Raw genomic sequence first — 21816 nt, 5'->3', positions numbered from 1 at the left:
GTCTCGATGAGACCCCCCGCCGCCCGGCCCGCCGGGGCCGGAAGGCGGCGTACCAGGGATCCGCCCGGGGCTTCATCGCCCCGGGCGTGTTCCTGGTCGCCGTCCTTCTCTACCTTCCCCTGCTGTGGACCACGTTCCTCAGCTTCACCGAGTACAACGGCCTCGGGGACCCCGAGTGGGTCGGCTTCGACAACTACGTCGAGATGTTCGAGGACCCGGCGTTCGTCGGTTCACTGATGAACACCCTGCTGTGGGTGGCAGGCACGCTGCTGATCCCGGTCGGCGTCGGCCTCATGCTGGCGCTGCTCACCTGGAACCTGCCGGGAGGCGTCTGGCTGCGACTGCCCTTCCTCCTCCCGTATGCGATCTCGGGCATCGGCGTCGGCGTCATCTGGTCGTTCATCCTCTCGGCCAACGGCGCGCTCGACCAGGCGCTCGCGGTGTTCGGCGTCACCGACCCGCCGCGCTGGCTGGTGGACGCTCCCCTCAACACGGTCGTCATGATCCTCGCGTCGTCGTGGCAGGGCGTCGGCGTGAACGCGCTGCTGTTCACGATCGGCCTCCAGTCGATCCCCAAGGAGCCGCTTGAGGCTGCCCGCGTCGACGGGGCCACCGGCATCCGTCTGTTCGGAAGCATCCTCTGGCCGATGCTGCGCCCGCTCACCGCGGTCGTGGTCGGCCTCTCGATCGTCGCGAGTCTCAAGACCTTCGACATCGTGCTGTCGATGACGAAGGGCGGCCCTGGCCGCGCGTCCGAGACGCTCGCGCTCACGATGTACCGCGAGACGTTCGTCAACAGCGACTACGGGCTCGGCTCGGCGATCGCGGTGTTCCTCTCGGTCGTCACGCTGATCGCATCGATCCTCTACCTGCGCCAGCAGCTCTCCCAGAAGCACGAGATGTGACCATGTCGAGAATCCTCCGCACTTCCGCACTCGTCGTCCTGGGCCTCTTCTGGCTGCTGCCGGTGTACCTGCTGCTGGTCAATGCGAGCAAGTCGCCGCTGACCTTCACCTCGAAAGAGGCGTGGATTCCCTCCGGCGAGTTCGCGCTGTTCTCGAACATCGCCGAGGCGATGCAGCTCTCGGGACTCAGCGACAGCATCGTCGCCACCCTGATCTACGCGTTCGTGTCGCCGATCGTCGCGGTGCTCGTCGGCGCCGCCGCCGGCTTCGCGATCGTCGCCCTCCGGCTCAAGCGAGGCTTTTTGTGGTTCGTGGTGATCTTCGGCGGCACCGTGTTCCCGCTGCAGATGATCCTGCTCCCGCTGTTCGACGCGTATTCCCGTGTCGGGCTGTACGACACCCACGTCGGCATGATCATCGTGTACACCGCGATCTCGATCCCGTTCTCGGCGTTCGTGATGCGCAACTTCTTCACCGGCGTCGCGCACAGCGTGTTCGAGGCCGCGGTGCTCGATGGCGCGACCACCTGGCGGATCTTCTCGCGGGTCTACCTGCCGATCGCCTCCAGCGCGCTCGTGGCGATCTTCATCCTGCAGGCGACCTTCATCTGGAACGATCTGCTGCTCGGGCTCACGCTCACCCAGTCCGACGACGTCCGGCCGATCGTGACGACGCTCGCGGGCATGCAGAGCACGTACGGCGGCGCCCAGATCTCGACAGTCCTGGCGGCGGCCGTGCTCGTCTCGCTGCCGACCGTCATCCTGTTCCTGTTCACCCAGAAGTTCTTCGCCCGCGGCCTGGCGCTCGGCCAGTACTAGGAGTTACGTCTTGCAGACGCGCACGTCCCCCATCCCGACCGTCGCGGACCTTGCCGCCGACCCGATCACCCACCACTACGACGACATGATCGCGCCGTCGGGGCTGACCAATCACCTCGGCACGGTGCGCATCGACCACGACCTGACGTCGCTGACCGCCGTGCAGTTCCCGCCGGTGTCGCAGGCGCTCGCGACGACGGCAGTGGCCTTCGTCGACGGCCGGATCTTCAAGTCCTACGGCGCACCCGTGACGCACGAGTGGCGGCCCGACCGCGTGGTGCGCCGCGCGGAGCTTCCAGGCCTCGAGCTCGAGACCACGACGGTTACGGTTCCCGGCACGACGGCCGTCGCGATCGACGTGCGGGTGCGCAACACCGGTGGTTCCGACCGCTCGGTGGAGTTCATGCTCTCGCTGGCAGCGCGCGTGGTCGCAGGTGACCAGGCGTGGAACGCCGCCGAGTCGCCCGACGCCAGGAACGAGGCATCCGTCGACGGCGCGCGACTGCTGTTCGTGGACGCCGCAGCGACGGCGTGGAGCGTGCAGGGCGTCGACGTTCCCGCCATCGCACGCCTCAGCGGGGTGGCGCCCACGTCGGAGCAGTTCTCCGTGGGCGTCGGCGGGATGGGCCGCGGCGGCGACGTGACGGTCGTGCTGGATGTGGCGGCCGGCGGTGAGGCACGCCTCGGCTACGTGAACGCCGTCGCCACCAGCCGTGACGAGGCGATCGCCGTGTTCGACGCCGTCGCCGGTGACGTGGAGGGGGCGGTCGCGGCATCCGAGCAGTACTGGAACACGCAGCTGCAGGCCGCCGTGACGCCGGGTAACAGCGAGTTCTCGGGCCACCTGCCGGTGCTCGAGACGACGTCGGAGCCGCTGCGCCGCCTCTACTGGTGGGGGATCCTCGGCGTCATCTACATGCGGCGCGACTACGGCGGGAACGTGCTCGGCCGCAGTTACGACACGCTGATGCCGAACTACTGGGCCACGACGACCTTCATCTGGGACTTCAGCCTGAGCTCGGTGACACACGCCCTGCTCGACCCCGCCGCGATGCGACGTCAGCTCGCCCACTGGATCGCGAGCGACACGCACACGCTGTTCGGCACCTCGTCGCTCACCGGAGGTCCGGTCGGCCAGTGGTACTCGGTGAACGACTACGCGATGACCCGGCTCGTGCGCGATTACGTGCGATTCACGGGTGACTCCGGCTTCCTCGACGAGAAGCAGGAGGATGGTCGCAGCGTCCTGGACCATCTGCGGTTCTGGGCCCAGGCGTGGCAGGGCCTCCGCCGATCGTCGCCGCTCGCCGACTACGGCGAGATCGAGAACCTGCTCGAGTGCGTGAGCTCGTACACGCACGAGGTCGCGAGTTTCAACGCGGCGAACGTGTGGAACCTGCGCGTGACGGCGGAGGTGCTGGATGCGCGCGGCGACGCCGCCGGCGCAGCCGAGCTGCGCGCCGAGGCGGACGAGCTCGTCGCCGAAGTGCGCACGCTGTACCTGCCCGGGGAGGGCTTCTTCGCCGCGCGCCAGCCCGACGGCTCGCGTCTGCCGGTGCGGCACTGCTACGACTTCAACATCGTCGGCACCACCATCGCGGGCGACCTCGACGCAGCCACGAGGGCCGAGATGGTGGCGTTCTTCCAGCGTGAGCTGCAGACGCCGGAGTGGCTGCGCGCGCTCTCGCCGTGGGATCCCGATGCGTCCTACAGCGTGCGACCCGACCACCAGTGGAACGGCGCGTACACCGCCTGGCCCGCGGATGCGGCGCGCTCGCTCGTCGCCCTCGGTGAGCCGAGAGTCGCGCTCGACTGGCTTCCGGGTCTCGCCCGCTCGGCGAACCAGGGCCCGCCTGCGCAGGCCCACTTCGTCGAGGAAGCGCAGCCGCTCGTCAACGGAGGAGCGCGCAAGGCGCCGCCGCAGCTGCCGTACATCAACGACTGGGCCTGCTCGTCGGCGGGCGCGTACGTCGCGCTCGTGATCGAATCGCTGTTCGGCGCCGTCCCCGGTCTCGACGGCCTCGGTGCCGTCGACGGCTGCGTCGCCGAATTGGATCCGACGGCGGTGCTGCGCGGCCTCCGGGTCGGGGACCGGCTCGTCGACGTGCATGCCGACGGCCGGGTGGTCGACCGCACATGACCGGCCCGGCTCTTCGCGATATCGCTCTGGACGACCTCGTGCTGCGCGGCGCCGTGGAGGTCGAGCGGATGCCGCGAGGGCTCACGCCGCACCGGCTGCCGACGTGGGCGCGTCTCCAGGTTCCCGATGCGTTCATGGCGCAGACCTCTGCCGAGAGCGCCGGCGTGAGGCTGGCGTTCCGCACCGCGGCGACGACCATCGAGCTCGACGTGTCGGCGCGGCGCATGGCGCCGGGGGAGGCATCCGCCCTGCCACCCAGTCGCTACGCGTTGACGACGGCGGGCGCGGTCGTCGCCGAGGCGGACGCTGTGGCAGGCACGAGGTACCTCTTCAGCTTCGACGATCCCTCCGGCCGCGTCGTCGAGGGGCCGCCGTCTCGCGTGCGCTTCGCCGGCCTGGATGCCGCCGCGGCCGACTACGAACTCTGGCTGCCGTTCACCGATGCCGTCGAGATCCTCGCTGTACGGGCGGACGCGCCCTTCACGCAGCCGACGGAGCGCGACACGTTCCGGTGGGTGCATCACGGCAGCTCGATCAGCCACGGGTACCGCGCGCACTCCACGACCGGCACGTGGCCGGTGGTGGCCGCGCTCGCGACCGGCGTCGCGCTGACGAACCTGGCGTTCTCGGGCAGCGCGATGCTCGATCCCTTCACCGCTCGGACCATCCGTGATCAGCCGGCAGACCTCATCAGCCTCAAGATCGGCATCAACCTCGTGAATGGCGACGCGATGCGCATGCGCACGTTCCGTCCCGCGGTCGACGGGTTCCTCGACACGATCCGCGAGGGGCATCCGTCGACACCGATCGTCGTCGTCTCGCCGATCTACTGCGAGCCGGTCGAAGCCGCCGCGGGTCCCACCGTGCAGGATCCGACGCGGCCCTACGAGTGGTCGATCGCCGGGGGGACGGAATCGGACGTCGCGGCGGGAAAGCTCTCGCTGTGCGCCATCCGCGCGGCGCTCGCCCATATCGTCCGGCGTCGATCCGAGACGGATCCGACCCTCCACTACGTCGACGGCCTGACCTTGTACGGCGGTATCGACGCCGAGCGGATGCCGCTGCCGGACAACCTGCATCCAGGGCCCGACGTGCAGGCCCTCATCGGCGAGCGGTTCGCCGCGCAGGTGCTGCGGCCGATGATGGCGAACGGACCGGTCGGATCGCCGTGACGGCGACGCCCGATGATGCGGAAGGGACGCTCATGGACAGTGCGGAACGCGTGCACGACGGCAAGGTCGCGCTGGTCACCGGCGGTTCGCAGGGGATCGGGCGCGGCGTCGCGCTGACGATGGCGCGGCGCGGAGCCGCCGTGGTCGTCCACGGACTCACCGAGGACTTCGTCGACGAGACGGTGGCGATGGTCCGCGACGCGGGCGGGTCGGCGGTGGGCAGCTTCGGCCCGATCGAAGTGGAGCGGACGTGCACGGATGCCGTCTCCCGAGCGATCGAGACCTACGGCCGGCTCGACCACCTCGTCACCGCTGCCGGGATACAGCGCTACGGCGACGCAGTCGACACCTCGATCTCGACCTGGGACGAGGTCTTCGACGTGAACGTGCGGGGTGTCTTCCTCGCCGCGCGGGCAGCGCTGCCGCACATCCGCGAGGCCCGAGGCACGGTCACGGTGGTCTCCTCGGTGCAGGCGACTGCGACGCAGACGGGCGTCGTCGCGTATACCGCGAGCAAGGGCGCGCTGAACGCACTCTGCCGGGCCATGGCCGTCGACGAGGCGGCCCACGGCGTTCGGGTCAACGCGATCGCGCCGGGTTCGGTCGACACGCCGATGCTGCGCGCCTCGGCTGCGCAGTGGTCCGACGGCACCGCCGAGGGCGTCGAGCGGACCATCGCTGAATGGGGCACGATGCACGCCCTCGGACGCGTCGCCCGGCCCGAGGAGATCGGCGAAGCCGCCTCGTTCCTCGCCAGCGACGCCGCCGGCTTCATCACCGGGTCCGAGTTGCGCGTCGACGGCGGGCTCCTGGCGCGCCTTGCGGCGACCCTCCCCGCCACCACGTCCGGCCGGACCGATGAGACGGGAGCAGGGGAAGCGCGATGATCAGGCTCAGCGAGTTCCTCCCTCCGCGCCCCGAGGCGTCGTGGCAGCTCATCCGCCAGGTCGGTGTGGACGACGTCGTCGGCATCCTCAACGGCGCCGAGCAGGACCAGCGCATGTTCGCCTCTGTGGGAGCCGGTGGCTGGAGACCCGACGATCGTGACGACGTGCCGTGGAGCGAGTCGGCGCTGAGGCGCGACATCGAGACGTACGAAGACCACGGCTTCACCCTCGTCGCGCTCGAAGACACCGCTCCGATCGACAAGGCCCGACTCGGGCTCGACGGGCGCGATGAGCAGATCGACGCCGTGATCACCCAGATCACGGCGATGGGCCGGCTCGGCGTGCCCACGCTCGCCTACAACTGGATGGCGCTGTCCAGCTGGGGACGCACGGACATCGCCCTCGCCGACCGCGGCGGTGCGTACGTCACGGCCTACGACCGCGCCGTCGCCCAGGCGCGCGAACCGCTGGTGCGACCCGGCGAGGTGACGCACGAGCAGATGTGGGCCGCGCTGAAGTACTTCCTCGACGCGGTCGTACCCGTCGCGGAGGAGGCCGGCGTGCGCCTGGCGATGCATCCGGACGATCCGCCGCAGCCGATCGACCGCAATCTGCCGCGCATCATGAGCTCGGTGGAGTCGTTCCGGCGGCTGCTGTCGGTGCACCCCTCGCCCAGCAACGGCATGACGTTCTGCCAGGGCAACTTCGCCCTGATGCCCGAGGTGCTCGCCGGAACCACCTCGATCCCCGACCTCATCCGCGAGTTCGGCACCGAGAGCATCCCGTTCGTGCACTTCCGCGACGTGAAGGGGACACCGGAGTACTTCCAAGAGACCTTCCACGACGCCGGCCAGACCGACATGCCGGCGTGCATGGAGGCCTACTTCGAGATCGGGTTCGAGGGTGCCATGCGCCCCGACCACGTGCCGACACTGGCCGGTGAGCAGAACAGGCGACCCGGCTACGAGACGCTCGGCCGGCTCTTCGCGATCGGCTACATCAGGGGCCTGGAGCAATCCGCCTACGGCCACCCCGCAGCGAGGCCATGACCGGCGGGGTGCGGCCCGCCGAGTGAGACGCCCGCCGAACGAGAGGAGGACTGCCATGCCCGTGCACGTGACATTGGCCGTGTCGCGACGTGCTGAGTGCGGAGAGGGCCCGATCTGGGATCCCCGCAGGAACGCCGTCCACTGGGTCGACATCATCAGCGGAGAGATGCTGGTCACCGACTTCGCCACCGGCGTCACCGACGCCGTGACGTACCCCGAGATGGTGGGAGCCGTGGCTCCTCGGCGGGATGGCGGCACCATCGCCGCGGTCGCGAGCGGGTTCGTCGGGTTCGACGCGGCCGGCGTCGTCGACCGGCGGGTGGACCTCCTGCCCGACGGGATCCGGATGAACGATGCGAAGGTCGACCCGGCGGGCCGCTATTGGGCGGGGAGCTGCGAGATGGGCTTCGCACAGGGCCGCGGCGGACTCTGGCGACTCGACGAGAATTGGGAGCCGACGCTCGTGCGAGACGGGCTGACGCTCCCCAACGGGATGGGGTGGAGCCCGGACGGCGGCCTCTTCTACCTCGTCGAGACGCAGGCGCGGCGGATCCTGCGCTTCGGCTTCGATCCCGGGTCCAGCGCGATCACCTCCGACGCGTCGGTGCTCGTCGACGCGGACGACGTTCCCGAGGGGCTCCCCGACGGGCTCGCCATCGACGCCCGCGGGCACCTCTGGGTCGCCTCCTACGGAGGCTCGGCCGTTCACGAGTTCTCACCCGAGGGCGTCCTCGTCCGCAGCGTGGCACTGCCGACGCCGCAGACCACGTCGTGCAACTTCGTCGGTCCCGGCCTGGAGGAGCTGTGGGTCACGTCCGCGGCGGCGCGGCTCGACCCCGCTGCCGATGCCGGAGCCGGCTCGATCTTCCGGGTCGAGGGACTCGGCGCCGTCGGTCTTCCCACCCCCGCGTTCCGGGGCTGACGTGCCGATCTCCCTCACATCCGAGGCGCTCACCGCGATCGTCACGCCCGAGCGCGGGGCGGACGTCGTCCAAGTCGTCGATCGTGCCACCGGCACGCCGCTGTTCGCGGAATCGCCCACGCGACGCGTGGGGACGGCGGCGGGGTCGGTGACCGACACGCAGGCGGAGTGGCTGCGCGGCTATCCCGGTGGATGGCAGTTGCTCGTGCCCAATGCCGGTCCCGAGCGCGCGCACGACGGAGCCCGCCATGGCTACCACGGCGAGGCGTCCCTCGCGACGTGGGACGTCGTGGCGCAGAACGCAGATTCCTGCGACCTCGAGACGCACCTGCTCACCGCGCCGCTGCGGCTCCGCCGTCGCGTGTCGGTCGCCGGCAACGCGCTGACCATCACCGACGACATCGAGAACCTCTCACCCGACGCCGTGGAGACGCGGATCGTGCAGCATCCTGCCTTCGGAGCGCCGTTCCTCGACGACCGCAGCTATGTCGTCACGTCGGCGGCGACGATCGTGACCGACCCGGATGCCCCGGGCAGTCTGGCCGGCAAGGATGTCGTCGGCGCACCCGACGATGTGCTCGAGGCAGGACCGGTGCACGGCAGCATCCGTCTTCCCGGCCCCGGCTCCCGGGCGTCGCTGTTCGCCGCGCTCACCGGGTTCGAGACGCCGGAGGTGACGTTCTGCAGCCCGACCAAGGGCGTCGCCGTCCGACTCGAGTGGGACGGCAATCTCCTGCCGCACGCGTGGTTGTGGATCGAGGCGAATGCCGGCAGCGGCTGGCCGTGGTTCCGGCGCCTGTACGCGATCGCCGTGGAGCCGGCGAACGTGATCCCGGGCGAGGGTGGCACGCCGCCGCTGCTCCGTGGCGGCACCGGTACCCGCATCGCGCCGGGCGGGCTCATCACGATGACCACGTCGCTCACCCTTCTCGCGCTGGCGGCAGGCTGACCAGCGTGCGTGCGTGCATCGGTGAGGCGGGGCACCCAGCCTCACCCGGTCACGCGAACGTGATCTCGATGAGGTGAGGCTTGTACACCGTGGAGTCGATGAAGGTCATGTAGGTCACCCTGCCGCCGTCACGCGCGAACTCCGGATGCTCCTTGCCCGCGTTGAAGAGGGCGTCGTCGGAGGTTCGCTCGGGCCGGAACACGACCTCGGGCTCGCTCCACGGGCCGGTGAGCTCGGGCGCGGTGCGGATGACCAGGATGTTGTCGCGCTGGTACGTCGTGAGGGAGATGAAGCACCCGAGATACGGATTCCACGAAGACGACATCTCGTTGGGGACGTCGGAGAAGAGGCACGCCGTCGGAGCGAACGTGTCGGACCATCGCACCGGAGCATCGGGCTCGGCGAGGGTCGGTGCCTGCACCAGGTACTCGAACGCCGACAGGTCTTCGATCCGCTCGGGCCGCACCCGCGCGAGGTACATGTCACCCGCCGACTTCGACTCCGGCTGGATCGACCCCCACAGATACAGGTGCTCCCCGTGCGGCTGCACCCAGACACCGAACCCGGGCTCGTCGCCCTTCCACCACTCATGACTGCCGTCTGGCGCGGTAAGCCGATCGAACCGGTAGTCCGGGCCGGTCGCGCGGGCGACGCCCATGCCGTCGAGCGTGAATGTTTCGAAGACGTCGAGTGTCGGGTCCATCGTGATGCGGTGGTAGTACAGGTAGAGGCTGCCGCCGGTGTGCACCCCGTGGATGGCCCACAGCCGCTGGGTCGACTTGTGCTCGGGGGCTATGAAGCCGATCAGCTGGCGTGCTCGCTCGCCGCTCGGCTCGGTGAGATAGCGGAACGTCTTCACGCCGTCGGACAGATCCTGCAGCGGCACGATCGCTCCCGTGTTCGAGAGCACCTCGGTCAGCTCGAAGCCCCGGATCGTGTCGAACGGGCCCTCGACGGTGTCGCCGAAGATCCAGAAGGTGTCGTCTCTGGGCAGCATCACCGACGTCACCGCGTCCTGCCCCGTGATGTCGACGTCGTTGTCACTGAACTGCACGCCCAGGTCGCGAACCGTCGCGACCAGAGGGCTGGGTCGTAGCGCCATCGCACGAGCCTCCCGGTGTCTCCCCCTCAGGCTATCGGCTGGTCGTGTTCGCAAGAGCGGCGCGCCGCTCCCGACTCGCGCCGTGTGGGTTGAGCCGACCGGCGAGCGGGGACGAACCATCAGGCGCGCCCCCGCTGCGCCTCAGCCGACTCAGCCGGCCGCCACGGCGATCTCGTTCGGCGTGATGTCGAGGGTGGCCGTCGCCACGATCTCGCCCGTCGTGAGATCGACGGCGTGGATCTCGTCGGAGGCGGGCTCGGTCACGTAGGCGATGTCGCCCTCGACGACGATCGCGGGGTGCGGATTTTGCCACTCGGCGGGACCCTCCCACGCCTCGATGACGGGGAACGCGTCGACGATCTCGCCGGCGGCCGGGTCGAAGACGTGCACGGAGCCGTCGGTCGCGAGGATGTAGGCGAGATCCTCGGGCCCGCGCGCGATGTCGCGGAACGTGTACTCGACGCCATCGGGAAGGTCGACCACCTCGAGCGTGCCGGCCTCGGTGTCGATGACCGCGACCGCACCGAGGAGGTAGCCCTCGGCATCCGGATCGTTCTTGTAATCGCCGACGACGAGCGGGCTCGTCTCGCTCACGTACGCGTTGCCGATGCGGCCGTAGGGCTGGTCAGGGGCGTCGAGCTTGAGGATCTCGCCGTCGCGGTACAGCAGCGCGCCGTTCTCGCAGCCGAACACGACCGCCTCGTCGGCCGCGGTGCCTTCGCCGTGCACGCCGGGGCAGGCGTCGCTCGTGGCGATCACCGCGCCGGACTCGTCGCTCGCCGAGATGCCGGTGCGTCCGTCGGCGTCGCCGACCGTGGTGAGGAAGGTGCCGTCCTCGAGCACGACCGAGACACCGTGGTGGGCCTCCACGCCCGGGATCGTCTCGGTCTCGGGCAGCTCGCCGGAGGAGGAGAGCAGCGCGTCGGTGTCGAAGATCGTCGTGTCGCTCGTGCCATCGGCGTAGAGGATCGTCTTGCCGCCGTGGCGGACCACGTGGCCGGGGGCGTCGGCCTCGAAGATCAGATCCGTGAGCTCGGCATCGTCCGTGCTTCCCGCCGCGGTGTCGAGCACCTGGAAGCCCTCGCTCATCGTGACGAACACGTGGCGCCCGTCGCCGGACGGGTTGAGCCGGGTGAACTCCTCGGCGGTGAAGTCGGCGACCGGCTCGAGGCTCTCGCCGTCGAGAACGACGATGCCGCCGTCGTACGAGACGGCGATCCGCGACCCGGCAGCGGTGGCCGACGGCGTCTGGGCGCCGCTGCCGACGGACGCGGATGGCGCCGACGAACAGGCCGCCAGGGTCGCGACGACACCGGCGGCGACGGCGATCAGGCCGGCGCGACGCAGCGTGCGTGTGCGCATGGGTGTTCCTCTTTCTCGGTGGGGGCTCATTGCGCGAGCCCGGTGACGATGCGCTGCGTGTTCTCGCGCATCATGGTCAGGTAGTCCTCGGCACCGCCGCCCTCGGCGGTGAGCGACTCGGTGTACAGCTCGATGACTTCGACGTGCAGGTCGGTCTCCTGCGCGAGGGCGTGCATCAGGCGGTCGGGCGAGGACGACTCGGCGAACACGGCGGCCACGTCGTTCTCCTCGATCGCCGACACGAGGTCGGCGAGGTCGGACGCGCTCGGCGCGGCGAGTGTCGTGCCGCCCGGGATCGCGGCGCCCACGACGCGGAACCCGAAGCGGTCCGAGAGATACCCGAACACGTGGTGGTTCGTGACGAGCGCACGGCGCGGGGCGGGAATCGTCTCGAACGCCGCCGACATGTCGTCGTCGAGCTGCCGGAGCTCCGCGAGATAGGCGTCGACCGCGGCGTCATCCACCCCCGGGAGTTCCGACAGGCGCGGGCCCAGCGCCTCCACCACGTCGATCATGCGGGCCGGGTCGGTCCAGAAATGCGGGTCGGGGGTGCCCGCGGCGTCGCCGGTGGCGTAGTCGAGCACGTCGATCGACTCGCCGGCGACGAACCTGTCGACCCCTTCGGCCGCGGCGGCGTCGAGGTGCTGCTGCAGCCCCTCTTCCAGGCCCAGGCCGTTCGACACCAGCAGGTCGGCGGTGCGCAGGCGCGCGGCATCCTGTGCCGAGATCTCGAACGAATGCGGGTCGGCATCCGGCCTCATGAGCGTCATCACCTCGACGTCGTCGCCCGCGAGCTCGCCCACGACGTCACCGAGGATGTTCGTCGACACCACGACGAGCGGGCGATCGTCGGCCGTCGGCGTGCAGGCGGAGAGGGCGGATGCCGCGACCGCAGCGCTCAGCAGGGCGGCGAGCACTCCGGCGCGCCGGCGGGTCATCGGCCGGTCTCCGCGAGCAGGGCGGGCGACGTCGGCGTCTCGAACGTCCTCGAGATGCGGGCGGCGTCGGCGTAGTCGATCTCGTACACGACGTGCTCCGCGGAACCGTTGAGGTACGCGCGGGGCTGGTCGGCGATGAGCGTCGGGTGGGCGGCATCCGTCGCGAGCGATTCCGCGACCAGCGGTTCCGTCTGCGACAGCAGCGCCCCGGTCGCACCGTCGATCACGAGCACCCGCCCGTCCGCACCGAGCGCGAGCACGTGCTGCGCCTCATCGTCGATCGCCGTCGCCTGCACGATCGGCCGATCGACGGGCAGCAGAGTCCAGCTGCGCTCGCGGGTGTCCAGCAGCCAGATCGCCCGGTCTCCCGCGGTCCCCGCGACGGTGGGGCGGCCGCCGCGTCCCGCGAGCTTCGTGGCCGGGGGAGCGGTCGACACCTCGGGATACGGGATCCGCTCGAGCTGGACCTGATCCTCGACGAGGGTCGCGAGCAGCGCACCGTCGGCGCATCCGATGACCGCGCCGACCCGCGTCGTGACGGTGCCCCGCGCCTGGGTGCAGTCGGCGGTGGCGCCGGGCACCCCGTCCTCATCGAGGACCGTGACGGATGCCGCGACCCCGCCCTGCGGCTGTGTCACGAGCGCGTACGACCCGATCGGCACGATCATGCCGTCGTGCGGGTCGGTCTCGAGGCGGAAACGCTCGACGAGCTCGCCCCGCGACATCGCCGCGGTATCGAGGAGCACCGCTTCGCCGCTGCCGGCCAAGAAGACGCCGGTGCTGCCGGTGGTGGACGACAGGGTCGTCGCCACGGTGGCCGGTCCTCGGCCCGGCACCTCGCCGAGCATCGCCGGTTCGGCGAGGTAGTAGTGGAAGTGGTCGACGTGGTCCCAGGTCCACCGGCCGCTGTCGATGACCGCGACGCCCTCGCCGCTGTCGGCGAAGACGTAGCGGCCGTCGGTGCTCGCCCGAGATGAGGACGGCACCTCGCCGAGCTCGGCCACGGTCTCGTCGAGCAGGTCGAGCTGACGCACGAGGCCGTCCGGGTCGATCGTCACCAGGGCGAGCGGCGGCTCGCTCACCTCGGTCGCGCCGTCGACGGCACCGTGCCCGCTGGATGCCGGACTCGCGGCGGGCACGCCGGCGCCGGCGCCGGCGCAGCCGGTGAGGACGAGTGCGGTGAAGGTGAGCGTCGCGGTGCGCGCGGCGAGGCGGGAGCGGTGGGGCACGGGGTCTTCGTTCCTTCGTGGGGTGGTGGCGGGCTGGGCGACCACCGGGCTGGGCGTCACGCGTACGTCACCTGGGCGGCTTGCGTGCGGTCGTGGAGGCCGCGCCCGGCCCACGACGCGGCCGCGAGGAGGATCGCGGTCAGGGCGATGGAGGCGCCGGCGGCGGTGCCCGCGTGCCACGACAGCAGCAGGCCGAGCACGACGGCGCCGACGCCGAAGACGCACGCGAGGACCATGGCGGACGGCAGCCGGCGGGTCCAATGACCGGCGGCGACCGCCGGCGCGATGAGCAGGCCCACCACGAGCAGCGAGCCCACGGCCTGGTACGACGAGACGATGGCGAGCGTGACCAGGCCGACCAGCGTCGCCTGGGCGAGTCTCGGCCGGAGCCCGAAGCACGGCCGCGACGCGCGCGGCGATCGCCAGCGCCACGAGTGAGCGGTGAGCGGCGGCGGCGACCACGACGCCGATCCCGGTCGCCCACGCGAGGACCGCGAGGTCGTCGGCTGAGATCGCCAGGATGTCGCCGAAGAGGATGGCCGTGGCATCCGTCGCGAAGCTCGCCGAGTGCGAGACGACGATCACGCCGGCAGCGAGCATGGCCACGAAGAGCATGCCGATGCTGGTGTCGTACGAGTGCCGGCCGCGCCGCTGCAGCGCTCCGATCCCGAGGCTCATCGCGACCGCGCTGACGGCGGCGCCGAGGAGCGCGGGCGCCCCGAGCAGGGTCGCCACGGCGACGCCGGGGAGCATGCCGTGGCCGAGCGCCTCGCCGAGGAACGCCATGCCGCGGGCCACGACCCAGGTGCCGACGACGCCGCACAGCACGGCCACGAGGCAGCCGCCCACGAGGGCACGCTGGACGAACTCCAGCGCGAACGGATCGATGATGAGGGGCACGAGCGACGACCGTAGCGTTAATGAGAATGATTCTCAAAATCGGCTAGGCTGACGTGGTGTTCCTCCGTAACTCGTCCGTCGCGGCTCTGTCCTTGCGTGGGGTCTGCGTGGACTACGCCGGGTCTCCCGCCCTGCTCGGCGTCGACGTAGAGGTGGCCGCGGGCGCGCTGACGGTGATCGCCGGCCCGAACGGAGCGGGCAAGTCGACGCTGCTCGAGGTGCTGGCCGGAACGATCGCACCGCGCGCCGGCAGCGTCGAGATCCTCGCCGCGTCACGCGCCTTCGTGCCACAGCGGACGGCCATCGCTCCGACCCTGCCGCTCACCGTCCGAGACGTGGTCAGCGTGGGAGCCTGGGGCCGCGTCGGCGCCTGGCGCCGGCTCGATCGCGCGGCGCGGGAAGCGGTGGATGCCGCCCTCGAGCGACTTGAGCTCACCAGCCTGCAGCGAGCGGCTTTCGGGGCGCTGTCCGGCGGCCAGCAGCAGCGGACCCTCCTCGCGCAGGGCTTGGCGCGAGGGGCCGACACGCTGCTGCTCGACGAACCCACGAGTGCCCTCGACGTCGACAGTGCGGAGCGGATCGTGCGGGCGATGAGAGCGGAGGCGGATCGCGGCGTCGCCGTGGTGTGCGTCAGTCACGATGACGCGGTGATCGACGCGGCGGATGTCGTCATCCGCCTGGAGTCGGGTCGTGTCGGCGCGCGGGGTGGGGTAGGCGACGGCGGGGATGCTGCAGAGTCGGAGGCGATGGCGGCGAGCGCGGGGTCCGCAGTGGAAGCGAGCCCTGTCAAGCCACTGCGGCACTCCGAGCGATCGAAGTAGCCTCCTCACACGACGACGCGTAGCGGAGGGCACAGCGTGAGAACCGGGCGGCTCCAGAACCTCTGGCGGAACATCTCGAGCAGCTTCTGGTTCGTCCCGTCTCTCGCGGTGGCGGCAGCCCTCATCCTCGCGGGCGTTCTGACCGGTGTCGACGCCCGCCTGAGCGGCCTGGATCACTCGTCGGTCCCGTGGCTGTTCGGCGGAACGGCGGATGCCGCGCGCAGCGTCCTGTCGACCATCGCCGGTTCGCTCATCACAGTCATCTCCATCGCGTTCTCGCTGACGGTGATCGCGCTGCAGCAGGCATCGTCGCAGTTCTCGCCTCGCGTCATGCGCCGGTTCACGGGGGATCGCGTCAACCAGATCGTGCTCGGCGCCTACATCGGCACCTTCGTCTACTCGCTGATGGTGCTGCGGGAGGTGCGCAGCCCCGAGGAGGGCGCGTCCGGGTTCGTCCCCGCCCTCTCGGTCTCGGTCGCCATCGCGCTGGCGGTCGTGTGCGTGGGCCTGCTGATCCTGTTCATCCACCACATCTCGCAGATGCTGCAGGTCGACCTCGTGGAGCGGCAGATCCACGACGAGATGCTCGAACGACTGGACCACCTCTATCCCTCGATGGTCGGCGAGCCAGCGGCGGCAGAGGATGCGGCGGCGGGGGATGCGGCCGAGGACGCGGCGGGGGAGGACTGGGAGATCCGGTCCACCGAGACCGGGTTCGTCCGGTCGATCGACGATGCGGCGCTCCTGAACGCTGAGCTCGAGGGAGTCACGCGCGTGCGCATCCGGGTTGCTGTGGGAGCGTTCGTCGCGCACGACGACCTGCTCGCGACCGTCGCCGGTGCGCCGGCGGATGCCGCGGAGACGACGCGCGCGATCCGCAAGGCCGTCGTGATCGACGCGACCCGCTCTGCCGAGCAGGATCTGCTCTTCGACGTGCGGCAGCTGGTCGACATCGCGCTCCGAGCGCTCTCACCCGGGATCAACGACCCCACCACGGCCGAGCATGCGCTGTACTACCTCGGCGACATGCTGGGGAGGCTCGGGCAGCGCGCGTTCCCGTCGCCGGTGCGCACGGCGCCGGGTGGCGGCGTCCGGATCATCGTGGCCCGTCCCGGCTGGGACGACTTCGTCGCGGCGTCGTTCGATCAGATCCGCGAGAGCGCGCGCGGCAACGTGCATGTCATCGACGTGCTGCTCGATGTGCTGCGCCGCCTGGAGCACGCGGTGCCCGTGGAGCGGGTCCCGGCCGTCCGCGCGCAGATCGCCCTCGCCATGGCGGAGCGCCGCGACGCCCGGTAGGCGGCGCGGCGGGTCCGGGCGGTGCCGCGGGCTCCTCACGACGAGGAGCCCGCGCCGTTCGTCAACCGGACGCGCCCTTGCGTGGCTTGATGAACGCCCGTGACTCCGCGCTCGCGCGCTTCTCGGCACGCTTCTCCTTCAGCGACGACTGCGCGACCTTCTTCGCGCCGCGTGCTCGCGGTGATCTGTCTGACATGACGACTCGCTTCCCCTGGTCGGCTGGCGGGTGAACCCCTGACCATAGCCGTCTTCCCAGGAAAGTCAACTCGTGCGACTCGCGACAGAAAAATCCGCTGACTTGCCTTTTTCTGGAACCGGGCTATGGTGATGGCCATGACCACGATGGCCCGCCCGCACCGCATGGAGCGTCCCACCGACGCCTCCGTGGTGACGGCAGTGGCCGACATCGCCGGCGCCCGTCACGAGGTGCTGCCGCCCCGGCGGAGCGGCGCGGATGGACTGCGCGTGCAGTCCACCCGTCGCGTCGCGCCCCCGTAGCACCGGTCCCTTCGATCGGTCCGAACCGGACACCCTGCGCGTCGCACCTGCGGCGCTTTTTTTGTACCCAGAGGAGCACAGATGTCCATCGAAGCCACCGAGTCCGTCCCCCTTGCCGGCCTCCAGCGCGAGCTGGAGCGGCAGCTCGAGGAGCGGCTCGCCGTCCTTGCCGAGCTCGAGCCTTTCGCGCTTCCGAGCGTCGACCCCGTCGCCTACCAGACGGCGGCATCTCACCGCGCGGTCGTCGAGCTGATCACCGCGGCGCTGAATCGGATCACCCAGGGCACGTACGGCCGCTGCACCCGGTGCGGTCGGCAGATCGCGCCCGCGCGGCTCGAAGTACTGCCGTACGCAGCCGCCTGCATCGAATGTCAGAGCCATGCCGAAGCCGCGTAACCGCAAGCCCGTCGCCATCCCATCCCTCCCGCCGGTGGCTCGAGCCGCCGGGGTTCATCACGGAGAAGCTGCGATGACGACCCTTCCCGCCCGGGTTCTCGCTCGCGCGGGCAGGATCCTGCATCCGCGCGGCGACCGTCCGGTCGTGCATCGCCGGCTCGTCGATCGGGGCTCCGAGCGGCCGCCCAGCGGGGGCGGTGCTGCGGGCGCCGTGGACGCCGGCCCGGCGCGGGCGTTCCGCGGAACGACCGCTCGCTTCGTCGCGCTCGGCTGACCGCCCGGGTGCGCGCCGGGGGACCTTCGGCCCATGACGCGTGGCGGGCGCTGGCTTGACTGTGTGGCGGCGCCTCGTCGCCGACGAAGGGAACGAGCTGCGATGAACAGAATCGGATGCCGCACCCTCGGCGTCGCTCTCGTGACCGCCGCGTCCGCGCTCGCGCTCTCGGGGTGCTCGCTGATGATCCCGGTCGGGCCGATGACCTCCGAGGAGCGGGACATCGGCGACGTGTCGCAGGTGGTGCTCGACACCTCCGGGGATGTCGTCGTGTCGGAGGGGGAGCCGTCACTCACCGTGCACGCGCCGGAGGGCGTGATCGAGCGTCTCACATCCGAGGTGGACGGCGACACCCTCGTGCTGGCCGCCGAGCCCGGCCTCACGATGGGGTTCAGCGACGTGCGGTACGAATTGACTCTGCCGCGGCTCGAGCTGATCGAGTTGAACGGCTCCGGCGATGTCGAGGCGACGGTGTCGACGGACGGCACCGTGCAGCTGGACCTCGACGGCTCGGGTGACGTCGACTGGTCGGGGCTGGACGCGGATCGCGTCGAGGTGCGGCTGTCGGGTTCGGGCGACGTCGTGCTGACGGGTTCTGCCGTCGAGCTCTCCGTCGACGTGGAGGGGAGCGGCGCGGTCGACGCCGAACAGCTCGAGGCGCGGGATGCCGTCATCGCCCTTTCGGGATCGGGTGAGGTGGACGTCTCGGCGAGCGAGAGCCTCGCCGTGGACCTTTCGGGCAGCGGGCAGGTGACGTACTCCGGTGACCCGAGTACCGACCTGCGCGTGTCGGGTTCCGGGGACGTCGTGCGCCGATGAACGCGCGTCGAGGCGCGGCCTACACGGTGAGGGTTGCGTGCTCAGTCGACGAACGCGACTGCCCGCACGGGTGCGCCGTCTCCTGCGAGCCGTAGCGGGAAGAACCCGACCCGCACCCGCGCGGGGAGGCCGTCGAGCCCGCACACGTTCTCGACGATGAGCCCATCGCCGCCGAGCACGACGTCGTGCACCGGAAAGCCGCCGTCCGACCCGGTGAGGTCGGGGCTCAGCGTGTCGACCGCGAGCACTCGCATCCCTCGCGTCATCAGCTCTCGTGCGGCGGACGGATCCAGTGACGGATGCCGCAGCCCCCGATCCGTCCCGAACCACTGCGCCCAGCCGGTGTCGATGACGATGATCGCGGGCAGCGTCTCGGGGAGCGCACCGTCTGCGGTCAAGGCATCCCACCCGTAGCGCTCGCCGTCGCCGACGCCGCGGACCCGGATCAGCAGCGCGTCCGCGAGCAGCTCGTCGAGCGCGACGTCGGCCATCGTCCGGCCGCCTGGCACGGTGTGCGCCGGCGCGTCCACGTGGGTGCCGGTGTGCGAACCCAGGTCGAGGTGCGCGACGGCGACTCCGTCGTGCGAGAGCGTGAGGGCCGGCCGGATGGCGACCGCCGGGTCGCCGGGGTAGACCATCATGCCGTCGTGGATCGGGTGACTCAGGTCGCGCAGCATCCGTTCATCATGCCTCTGCCTCCTCGCGCGCCGCACCCAGCCTCGGCCACGGCACGATGGTGTCGTGAGCACCCAGGCGTATGAGCTCAGCCGCCATCCCATCGGACGTGCGGGTCATCGCGCGTCAGTCGGGTGCCGTCGCGATTCGTCCGCGACGACATGGACCCGGTGTGACTACCGCCCGCCTGGCGAGCCGAGCCGCAACGGCCCACCTCGATATCCTCTCCTTGTGACTCTGCGTGACGAGGTCGCTCCCGAGCGGACCAGTATGGGCCGCGGGATGGACGTGGTGTCCTGCGTAGCTGAAATGTCCGCGGCGAGCGGGCAGGGCGTATCCGTGCAGGCCATTGCGCGAGCGCTGCAGCGCGACCGATCGCAGGTCTCCCGCACCCTTGCCGCGCTGGCGGAGGAGCGGCTGGTCTCGCGAGGTCCCGACGGTCGCTACCGACTGGCGTGGGGCTGGTACGCCTCGGCGGAGCAGCTGGTCGAAAGGCGTCTGCGCAGCGAGGGCCTCACGATTCTCGACGAGCTTTCAGCGGACGTGGGGGAGGCGTGCTTCCTCGGAGTCCTCGAGGGTGATGCGACGGTCACGATCGTCGAGAGCGTGCCGCCGGCCGCACGCTTGATCGGTTCGTGGGTCGGGCGCGCGTATCCGGCGTTCTGCAGTGACGCGGGTCAGGCGGTGTTGTGGGATGCCTCCGATGAGGAGGTTCGCGGTGTGTTCAGCCGCACGAGCTTCCGCAGCGCCGGTCCCAACGCCGCCGCTTCGGTCGATGAGTTCCTGGAGCGCCTGAAGGAGTCGCGGGCCAGGGGGTACGCGATCGTGGCGGAGGAGGCCGAGCCGGGCCTGTACTCGGTGTCGGCGCCGGTGTGGGACTTCCGGGGCGAAGTCATCGCCGGCCTGCAGGTCGTGGGAGAACGGCATCGCCTGGAGCCGAGGTCGGAGGCTCTGGGAGCGGCGTGTGTCGACGCTGCACAGCGACTGTCGGCGGTGCTCGGCGCGGGCGAGGCTCGGGGCGAGTGACCCGGAGCGGGCTGCTCACGACTCCTGGATGAGCCGGCTCAGCCGTGCGCAGGCGTCGCGAAGCGCAGTCTGGGGTTCTCGTGCACGGCGCTCCGAGAGCCCGCCGATGCTGATGCCGATGGACACCACGATGCCGCGCTGATCGCGGATCGGCAGCGCAAAGTCCCGCACGCCTTCGACGTATTCCTCGTGCGCATCCACAATGCCGAGCTTGCGGTCCCGCTCGAGCAGCTGATGGAGCTGATCGATCGATCTTGCCGCGCCGGGACCACCGACGCCGACGAATTGCACGTCGGCGAGGAGCGCTTCGAGGTCATCGCGCGTGTGGTCCCAAAGGAGGGCCCTGCCGGGTCCGGTGCACCAGATGGGGGTCAGGATGCCGGGGCGCAGGTAATCCGCGGAGACGCCCGGGCCCTTCTCGGAACGGAGCAGGATCGCGCCCGGCCCCTCGGCGGCGACCAGTTGCGCCGAAACCCCGAACGTGGAGGCGAGCACGCGCAGACTCTCACGTGCCGCTCGGAGCCACGGCCGGCTCAGGGCCCCGGCGGCGCGGAAGTAGCCGTCGCCCGCCTTGAGCACCGCAGCGTTGTCGCGATCGAGGTAGCCCAGTTCTCGCAGCTCGCGTGTGAGGCGCGAGACGCGACTGCGCTCGATGCCGGTGGTCTCGGCGAGGCGTGAGGCGTTGTGCCCTTGCCGTCCCGAGCGCTCCTGCGCCACCGCCGCGTCAAGCAGCGCGAGACCCTGGAGGAGTGAGGACGGGGCGCTCATGATCGGGGGTGCTTTCTGGGCCGATGGACGAGGGGCCGGTCACCCGGTGGGAACCGCTTCGGAAGCCGGCACGTCGACGACGACGCGCGGATTCAGCCGACCCCACGCAGTGTACGAGCCGGCGGCGATGGTTCCGCTTGCCCGTTCGATGTCGGCGGAACGGATCTGTGCGGATCCCTGCCGCCCGTAAAGTACCACCTCGTCGCCGACCTGAGCCGACGGCACCTGGGTCACGTCGATCACCAGACTGTTCATGGCCAGCCGATCGATCACCGGTGCGAAGGCGCCGTGGACGAGAACGTGCGCCCGGCCGCCCAGCGTGCGCGGGTACCCGTCGGCGTAGCCGACGGGTACGACGGCCAACCGGCTGGCGCGATCGATGCGTGCGGCCCTGTCGTATCCGACCGTGCTGCCCGCCGGGTAAGGGTTGATCGCCGCGATGCGCGACATCAGCCTCATAGCCGGACGCAATACCGGGACCGCGGCTGACGTGTCGCCGTAGAGCGCGGCACCGATTCGGACCATGTCCATGCGCGAGTCGGGGATGGTCAGCGCCGCGTACGAGGTGGCGCAGTGCTTCTCGAATCGGTCGCGCGGAGCACCCAGCACCCGCTCGGCCGCGCCGGCCTGATTCCGGAAGGTGAGGGCGCCGTCGCGCACATCATCGGCGTCTTCGCAGGGGAAGTGCGAGCAGATACCGACGACGGCGAGCTCAGGGCTCGCGGCGATGCGTCGCAGGTGAGGCTGCGACCGAGGGTCGCCCCAGTCCATTCCATCTCGACTCAGGCCCGTGGAGTTGAGGGAGAGGTGGACGCGGACTGGACGCCCGAGCGAGTGGGCGGCGGCGATCACGACACGCGCGTGATC

24 protein-coding genes and 1 pseudogene are annotated in these 21816 nt (G+C 70.5%); 15 read left to right on the top strand and 10 right to left on the bottom strand.

The features are described from left to right. From ACWGUG_RS18255 to ACWGUG_RS18220, 8 genes are all read left to right on the top strand, one after another. On the top strand, positions 1 to 905 hold a 905-nt coding region (locus ACWGUG_RS18255; protein WP_452325472.1), incomplete at its 5' end, for a carbohydrate ABC transporter permease. Positions 906 to 907: 2 nt separating this feature from the next. Further along, complete coding sequence (locus ACWGUG_RS18250; protein ID WP_452325471.1) at positions 908 to 1723, top strand: carbohydrate ABC transporter permease; 816 nt, start codon at positions 908 to 910, stop codon at positions 1721 to 1723. Between the two features lie 10 nt (positions 1724 to 1733). Then, positions 1734 to 3863, top strand: coding sequence for a hypothetical protein (locus ACWGUG_RS18245; protein WP_452325470.1), 2130 nt, complete (start codon positions 1734 to 1736; stop codon positions 3861 to 3863). Beyond that, positions 3860 to 5035, top strand: coding sequence for a lipase (locus ACWGUG_RS18240; RefSeq protein WP_452325469.1), 1176 nt, complete (start codon positions 3860 to 3862; stop codon positions 5033 to 5035). The genes ACWGUG_RS18245 and ACWGUG_RS18240 overlap by 4 nt, the downstream gene beginning before the upstream one ends. 32 nt (positions 5036 to 5067) lie before the next feature. After that, entirely contained in the window at positions 5068 to 5922 is an 855-nt protein-coding gene (locus ACWGUG_RS18235) for an SDR family NAD(P)-dependent oxidoreductase (RefSeq protein ID WP_452325468.1), read from the top strand. Next, entirely contained in the window at positions 5919 to 6971 is a 1053-nt protein-coding gene (locus ACWGUG_RS18230) for a mannonate dehydratase (protein ID WP_452325467.1), read from the top strand. The genes ACWGUG_RS18235 and ACWGUG_RS18230 overlap by 4 nt, the downstream gene beginning before the upstream one ends. 55 nt (positions 6972 to 7026) lie before the next feature. Next, positions 7027 to 7893, top strand: a complete 867-nt coding sequence (locus ACWGUG_RS18225) for an SMP-30/gluconolactonase/LRE family protein (protein ID WP_452325466.1) — start codon at positions 7027 to 7029, stop codon at positions 7891 to 7893. A gap of 1 nt (position 7894) precedes the next feature. Beyond that, a complete protein-coding gene (locus tag ACWGUG_RS18220) occupies positions 7895 to 8842 on the top strand; it encodes a DUF4432 family protein (protein WP_452325465.1) in 948 nt (315 codons plus the stop codon). Positions 8843 to 8891: 49 nt separating this feature from the next. Here the strand turns inward: ACWGUG_RS18220 and ACWGUG_RS18215 are convergent, their stop codons facing one another. From ACWGUG_RS18215 to ACWGUG_RS18190, 6 genes and pseudogenes are all read right to left on the bottom strand, one after another. Then, positions 8892 to 9944 carry a DUF4185 domain-containing protein gene (locus tag ACWGUG_RS18215; RefSeq protein ID WP_452325464.1) on the bottom strand — a complete coding sequence of 351 codons (1053 nt, stop codon included), beginning with the start codon at positions 9942 to 9944 and terminating at the stop codon, positions 8892 to 8894. A 150-nt stretch (positions 9945 to 10094) separates the two neighbouring features. Further along, a complete protein-coding gene (gene aztD, locus ACWGUG_RS18210; protein ID WP_452325463.1) occupies positions 10095 to 11306 on the bottom strand; it encodes a zinc metallochaperone AztD in 1212 nt (403 codons plus the stop codon). Between the two features lie 26 nt (positions 11307 to 11332). Continuing rightward, positions 11333 to 12244, bottom strand: a complete 912-nt coding sequence (gene aztC, locus ACWGUG_RS18205; RefSeq protein WP_452325462.1) for a zinc ABC transporter substrate-binding protein AztC — start codon at positions 12242 to 12244, stop codon at positions 11333 to 11335. After that, entirely contained in the window at positions 12241 to 13473 is a 1233-nt protein-coding gene (locus ACWGUG_RS18200) for an ABC transporter (protein ID WP_452325478.1), read from the bottom strand. Before ACWGUG_RS18200 ends, aztC begins: the two co-directional genes overlap by 4 nt. A gap of 56 nt (positions 13474 to 13529) precedes the next feature. After that, positions 13530 to 14021 (bottom strand): metal ABC transporter permease, encoded by a 492-nt coding sequence (locus tag ACWGUG_RS18195; RefSeq protein WP_452325477.1) that lies wholly within the window; start codon positions 14019 to 14021, stop codon positions 13530 to 13532. Continuing rightward, a pseudogene (locus tag ACWGUG_RS18190) lies at positions 13927 to 14301 on the bottom strand (metal ABC transporter permease); the annotation flags it as partial. The pseudogene ACWGUG_RS18190 and the gene ACWGUG_RS18195, both read right to left, overlap by 95 nt. 128 nt (positions 14302 to 14429) lie before the next feature. On the opposite strand from ACWGUG_RS18190, the gene aztA reads away from it, so the two are divergent. Continuing rightward, positions 14430 to 15194 (top strand): zinc ABC transporter ATP-binding protein AztA, encoded by a 765-nt coding sequence (gene aztA, locus ACWGUG_RS18185; protein WP_452325461.1) that lies wholly within the window; start codon positions 14430 to 14432, stop codon positions 15192 to 15194. A gap of 36 nt (positions 15195 to 15230) precedes the next feature. Further along, the gene (locus tag ACWGUG_RS18180; protein ID WP_452325460.1) at positions 15231 to 16493 is read left to right on the top strand and encodes a DUF2254 domain-containing protein; all 1263 of its coding nucleotides are present in this window, start codon (positions 15231 to 15233) and stop codon (positions 16491 to 16493) included. A gap of 61 nt (positions 16494 to 16554) precedes the next feature. Here ACWGUG_RS18180 and ACWGUG_RS18175 read toward each other — a convergent pair whose 3' ends face one another. Beyond that, a complete protein-coding gene (locus ACWGUG_RS18175) occupies positions 16555 to 16689 on the bottom strand; it encodes a hypothetical protein (RefSeq protein WP_452325459.1) in 135 nt (44 codons plus the stop codon). Positions 16690 to 16826: 137 nt separating this feature from the next. Here ACWGUG_RS18175 and ACWGUG_RS18170 point away from each other — a divergent pair, with 137 nt between their 5' ends. The 4 genes from ACWGUG_RS18170 (at position 16827) to ACWGUG_RS18155 (ending at position 18480) form a co-directional block, all read left to right on the top strand. Continuing rightward, entirely contained in the window at positions 16827 to 16991 is a 165-nt protein-coding gene (locus tag ACWGUG_RS18170; RefSeq protein WP_336398216.1) for a hypothetical protein, read from the top strand. An 81-nt stretch (positions 16992 to 17072) separates the two neighbouring features. After that, positions 17073 to 17387, top strand: coding sequence for a TraR/DksA family transcriptional regulator (locus ACWGUG_RS18165; RefSeq protein ID WP_452325458.1), 315 nt, complete (start codon positions 17073 to 17075; stop codon positions 17385 to 17387). 73 nt (positions 17388 to 17460) lie between these two features. Beyond that, on the top strand, positions 17461 to 17661 hold the full coding sequence (locus ACWGUG_RS18160) for a hypothetical protein (RefSeq protein WP_452325457.1): 201 nt from the start codon (positions 17461 to 17463) through the stop codon (positions 17659 to 17661). 102 nt (positions 17662 to 17763) lie between these two features. Then, entirely contained in the window at positions 17764 to 18480 is a 717-nt protein-coding gene (locus ACWGUG_RS18155; RefSeq protein WP_452325456.1) for a head GIN domain-containing protein, read from the top strand. A gap of 41 nt (positions 18481 to 18521) precedes the next feature. Here the strand turns inward: ACWGUG_RS18155 and ACWGUG_RS18150 are convergent, their stop codons facing one another. Beyond that, a complete protein-coding gene (locus ACWGUG_RS18150) occupies positions 18522 to 19157 on the bottom strand; it encodes a cyclase family protein (protein WP_452325455.1) in 636 nt (211 codons plus the stop codon). Positions 19158 to 19425: 268 nt separating this feature from the next. On the opposite strand from ACWGUG_RS18150, the gene ACWGUG_RS18145 reads away from it, so the two are divergent. Then, positions 19426 to 20181 carry an IclR family transcriptional regulator gene (locus tag ACWGUG_RS18145; protein ID WP_452325476.1) on the top strand — a complete coding sequence of 252 codons (756 nt, stop codon included), beginning with the start codon at positions 19426 to 19428 and terminating at the stop codon, positions 20179 to 20181. Between the two features lie 15 nt (positions 20182 to 20196). Here the strand turns inward: ACWGUG_RS18145 and ACWGUG_RS18140 are convergent, their stop codons facing one another. Both ACWGUG_RS18140 and ACWGUG_RS18135 read right to left on the bottom strand, forming a co-directional pair. Further along, positions 20197 to 20898, bottom strand: coding sequence for an IclR family transcriptional regulator (locus ACWGUG_RS18140; RefSeq protein ID WP_452325454.1), 702 nt, complete (start codon positions 20896 to 20898; stop codon positions 20197 to 20199). A 90-nt stretch (positions 20899 to 20988) separates the two neighbouring features. Further along, a partial coding sequence (locus tag ACWGUG_RS18135) for an alanine racemase C-terminal domain-containing protein (protein WP_452325453.1) occupies positions 20989 to 21816 on the bottom strand: 828 nt, incomplete at its 5' end.

It is taken from the genome of Microbacterium sp. NPDC055455 (genome assembly GCF_053619935.1).
Note: the sequence above shows the minus strand (reverse complement) of the source record. Positions and strands in the feature narration are given on the sequence as shown.

Excerpts from the sequence above, each read along its gene's own strand:
- ACWGUG_RS18250 (WP_452325471.1), top strand. The coding sequence starts at position 908 with ATGTCGAGAATCCTCCGCACTTCCGCACTCGTCGTCCTGGGCCTCTTC.
- ACWGUG_RS18240 (WP_452325469.1), top strand. The coding sequence starts at position 3,860 with ATGACCGGCCCGGCTCTTCGCGATATCGCTCTGGACGACCTCGTGCTG.
- ACWGUG_RS18235 (WP_452325468.1), top strand. The coding sequence starts at position 5,068 with ATGGACAGTGCGGAACGCGTGCACGACGGCAAGGTCGCGCTGGTCACC.
- ACWGUG_RS18230 (WP_452325467.1), top strand. The coding sequence starts at position 5,919 with ATGATCAGGCTCAGCGAGTTCCTCCCTCCGCGCCCCGAGGCGTCGTGG.
- ACWGUG_RS18225 (WP_452325466.1), top strand. The coding sequence starts at position 7,027 with ATGCCCGTGCACGTGACATTGGCCGTGTCGCGACGTGCTGAGTGCGGA.
- ACWGUG_RS18215 (WP_452325464.1), bottom strand. The coding sequence starts at position 9,944 with ATGGCGCTACGACCCAGCCCTCTGGTCGCGACGGTTCGCGACCTGGGC.
- aztD (WP_452325463.1), bottom strand. The coding sequence starts at position 11,306 with ATGCGCACACGCACGCTGCGTCGCGCCGGCCTGATCGCCGTCGCCGCC.
- aztC (WP_452325462.1), bottom strand. The coding sequence starts at position 12,244 with ATGACCCGCCGGCGCGCCGGAGTGCTCGCCGCCCTGCTGAGCGCTGCG.
- ACWGUG_RS18195 (WP_452325477.1), bottom strand. The coding sequence starts at position 14,021 with ATGCCACGGCCATCCTCTTCGGCGACATCCTGGCGATCTCAGCCGACG.
- ACWGUG_RS18175 (WP_452325459.1), bottom strand. The coding sequence starts at position 16,689 with ATGTCAGACAGATCACCGCGAGCACGCGGCGCGAAGAAGGTCGCGCAG.
- ACWGUG_RS18170 (WP_336398216.1), top strand. The coding sequence starts at position 16,827 with ATGACCACGATGGCCCGCCCGCACCGCATGGAGCGTCCCACCGACGCC.
- ACWGUG_RS18165 (WP_452325458.1), top strand. The coding sequence starts at position 17,073 with ATGTCCATCGAAGCCACCGAGTCCGTCCCCCTTGCCGGCCTCCAGCGC.
- ACWGUG_RS18160 (WP_452325457.1), top strand. The coding sequence starts at position 17,461 with ATGACGACCCTTCCCGCCCGGGTTCTCGCTCGCGCGGGCAGGATCCTG.
- ACWGUG_RS18155 (WP_452325456.1), top strand. The coding sequence starts at position 17,764 with ATGAACAGAATCGGATGCCGCACCCTCGGCGTCGCTCTCGTGACCGCC.
- ACWGUG_RS18150 (WP_452325455.1), bottom strand. The coding sequence starts at position 19,157 with ATGCTGCGCGACCTGAGTCACCCGATCCACGACGGCATGATGGTCTAC.
- ACWGUG_RS18145 (WP_452325476.1), top strand. The coding sequence starts at position 19,426 with ATGGGCCGCGGGATGGACGTGGTGTCCTGCGTAGCTGAAATGTCCGCG.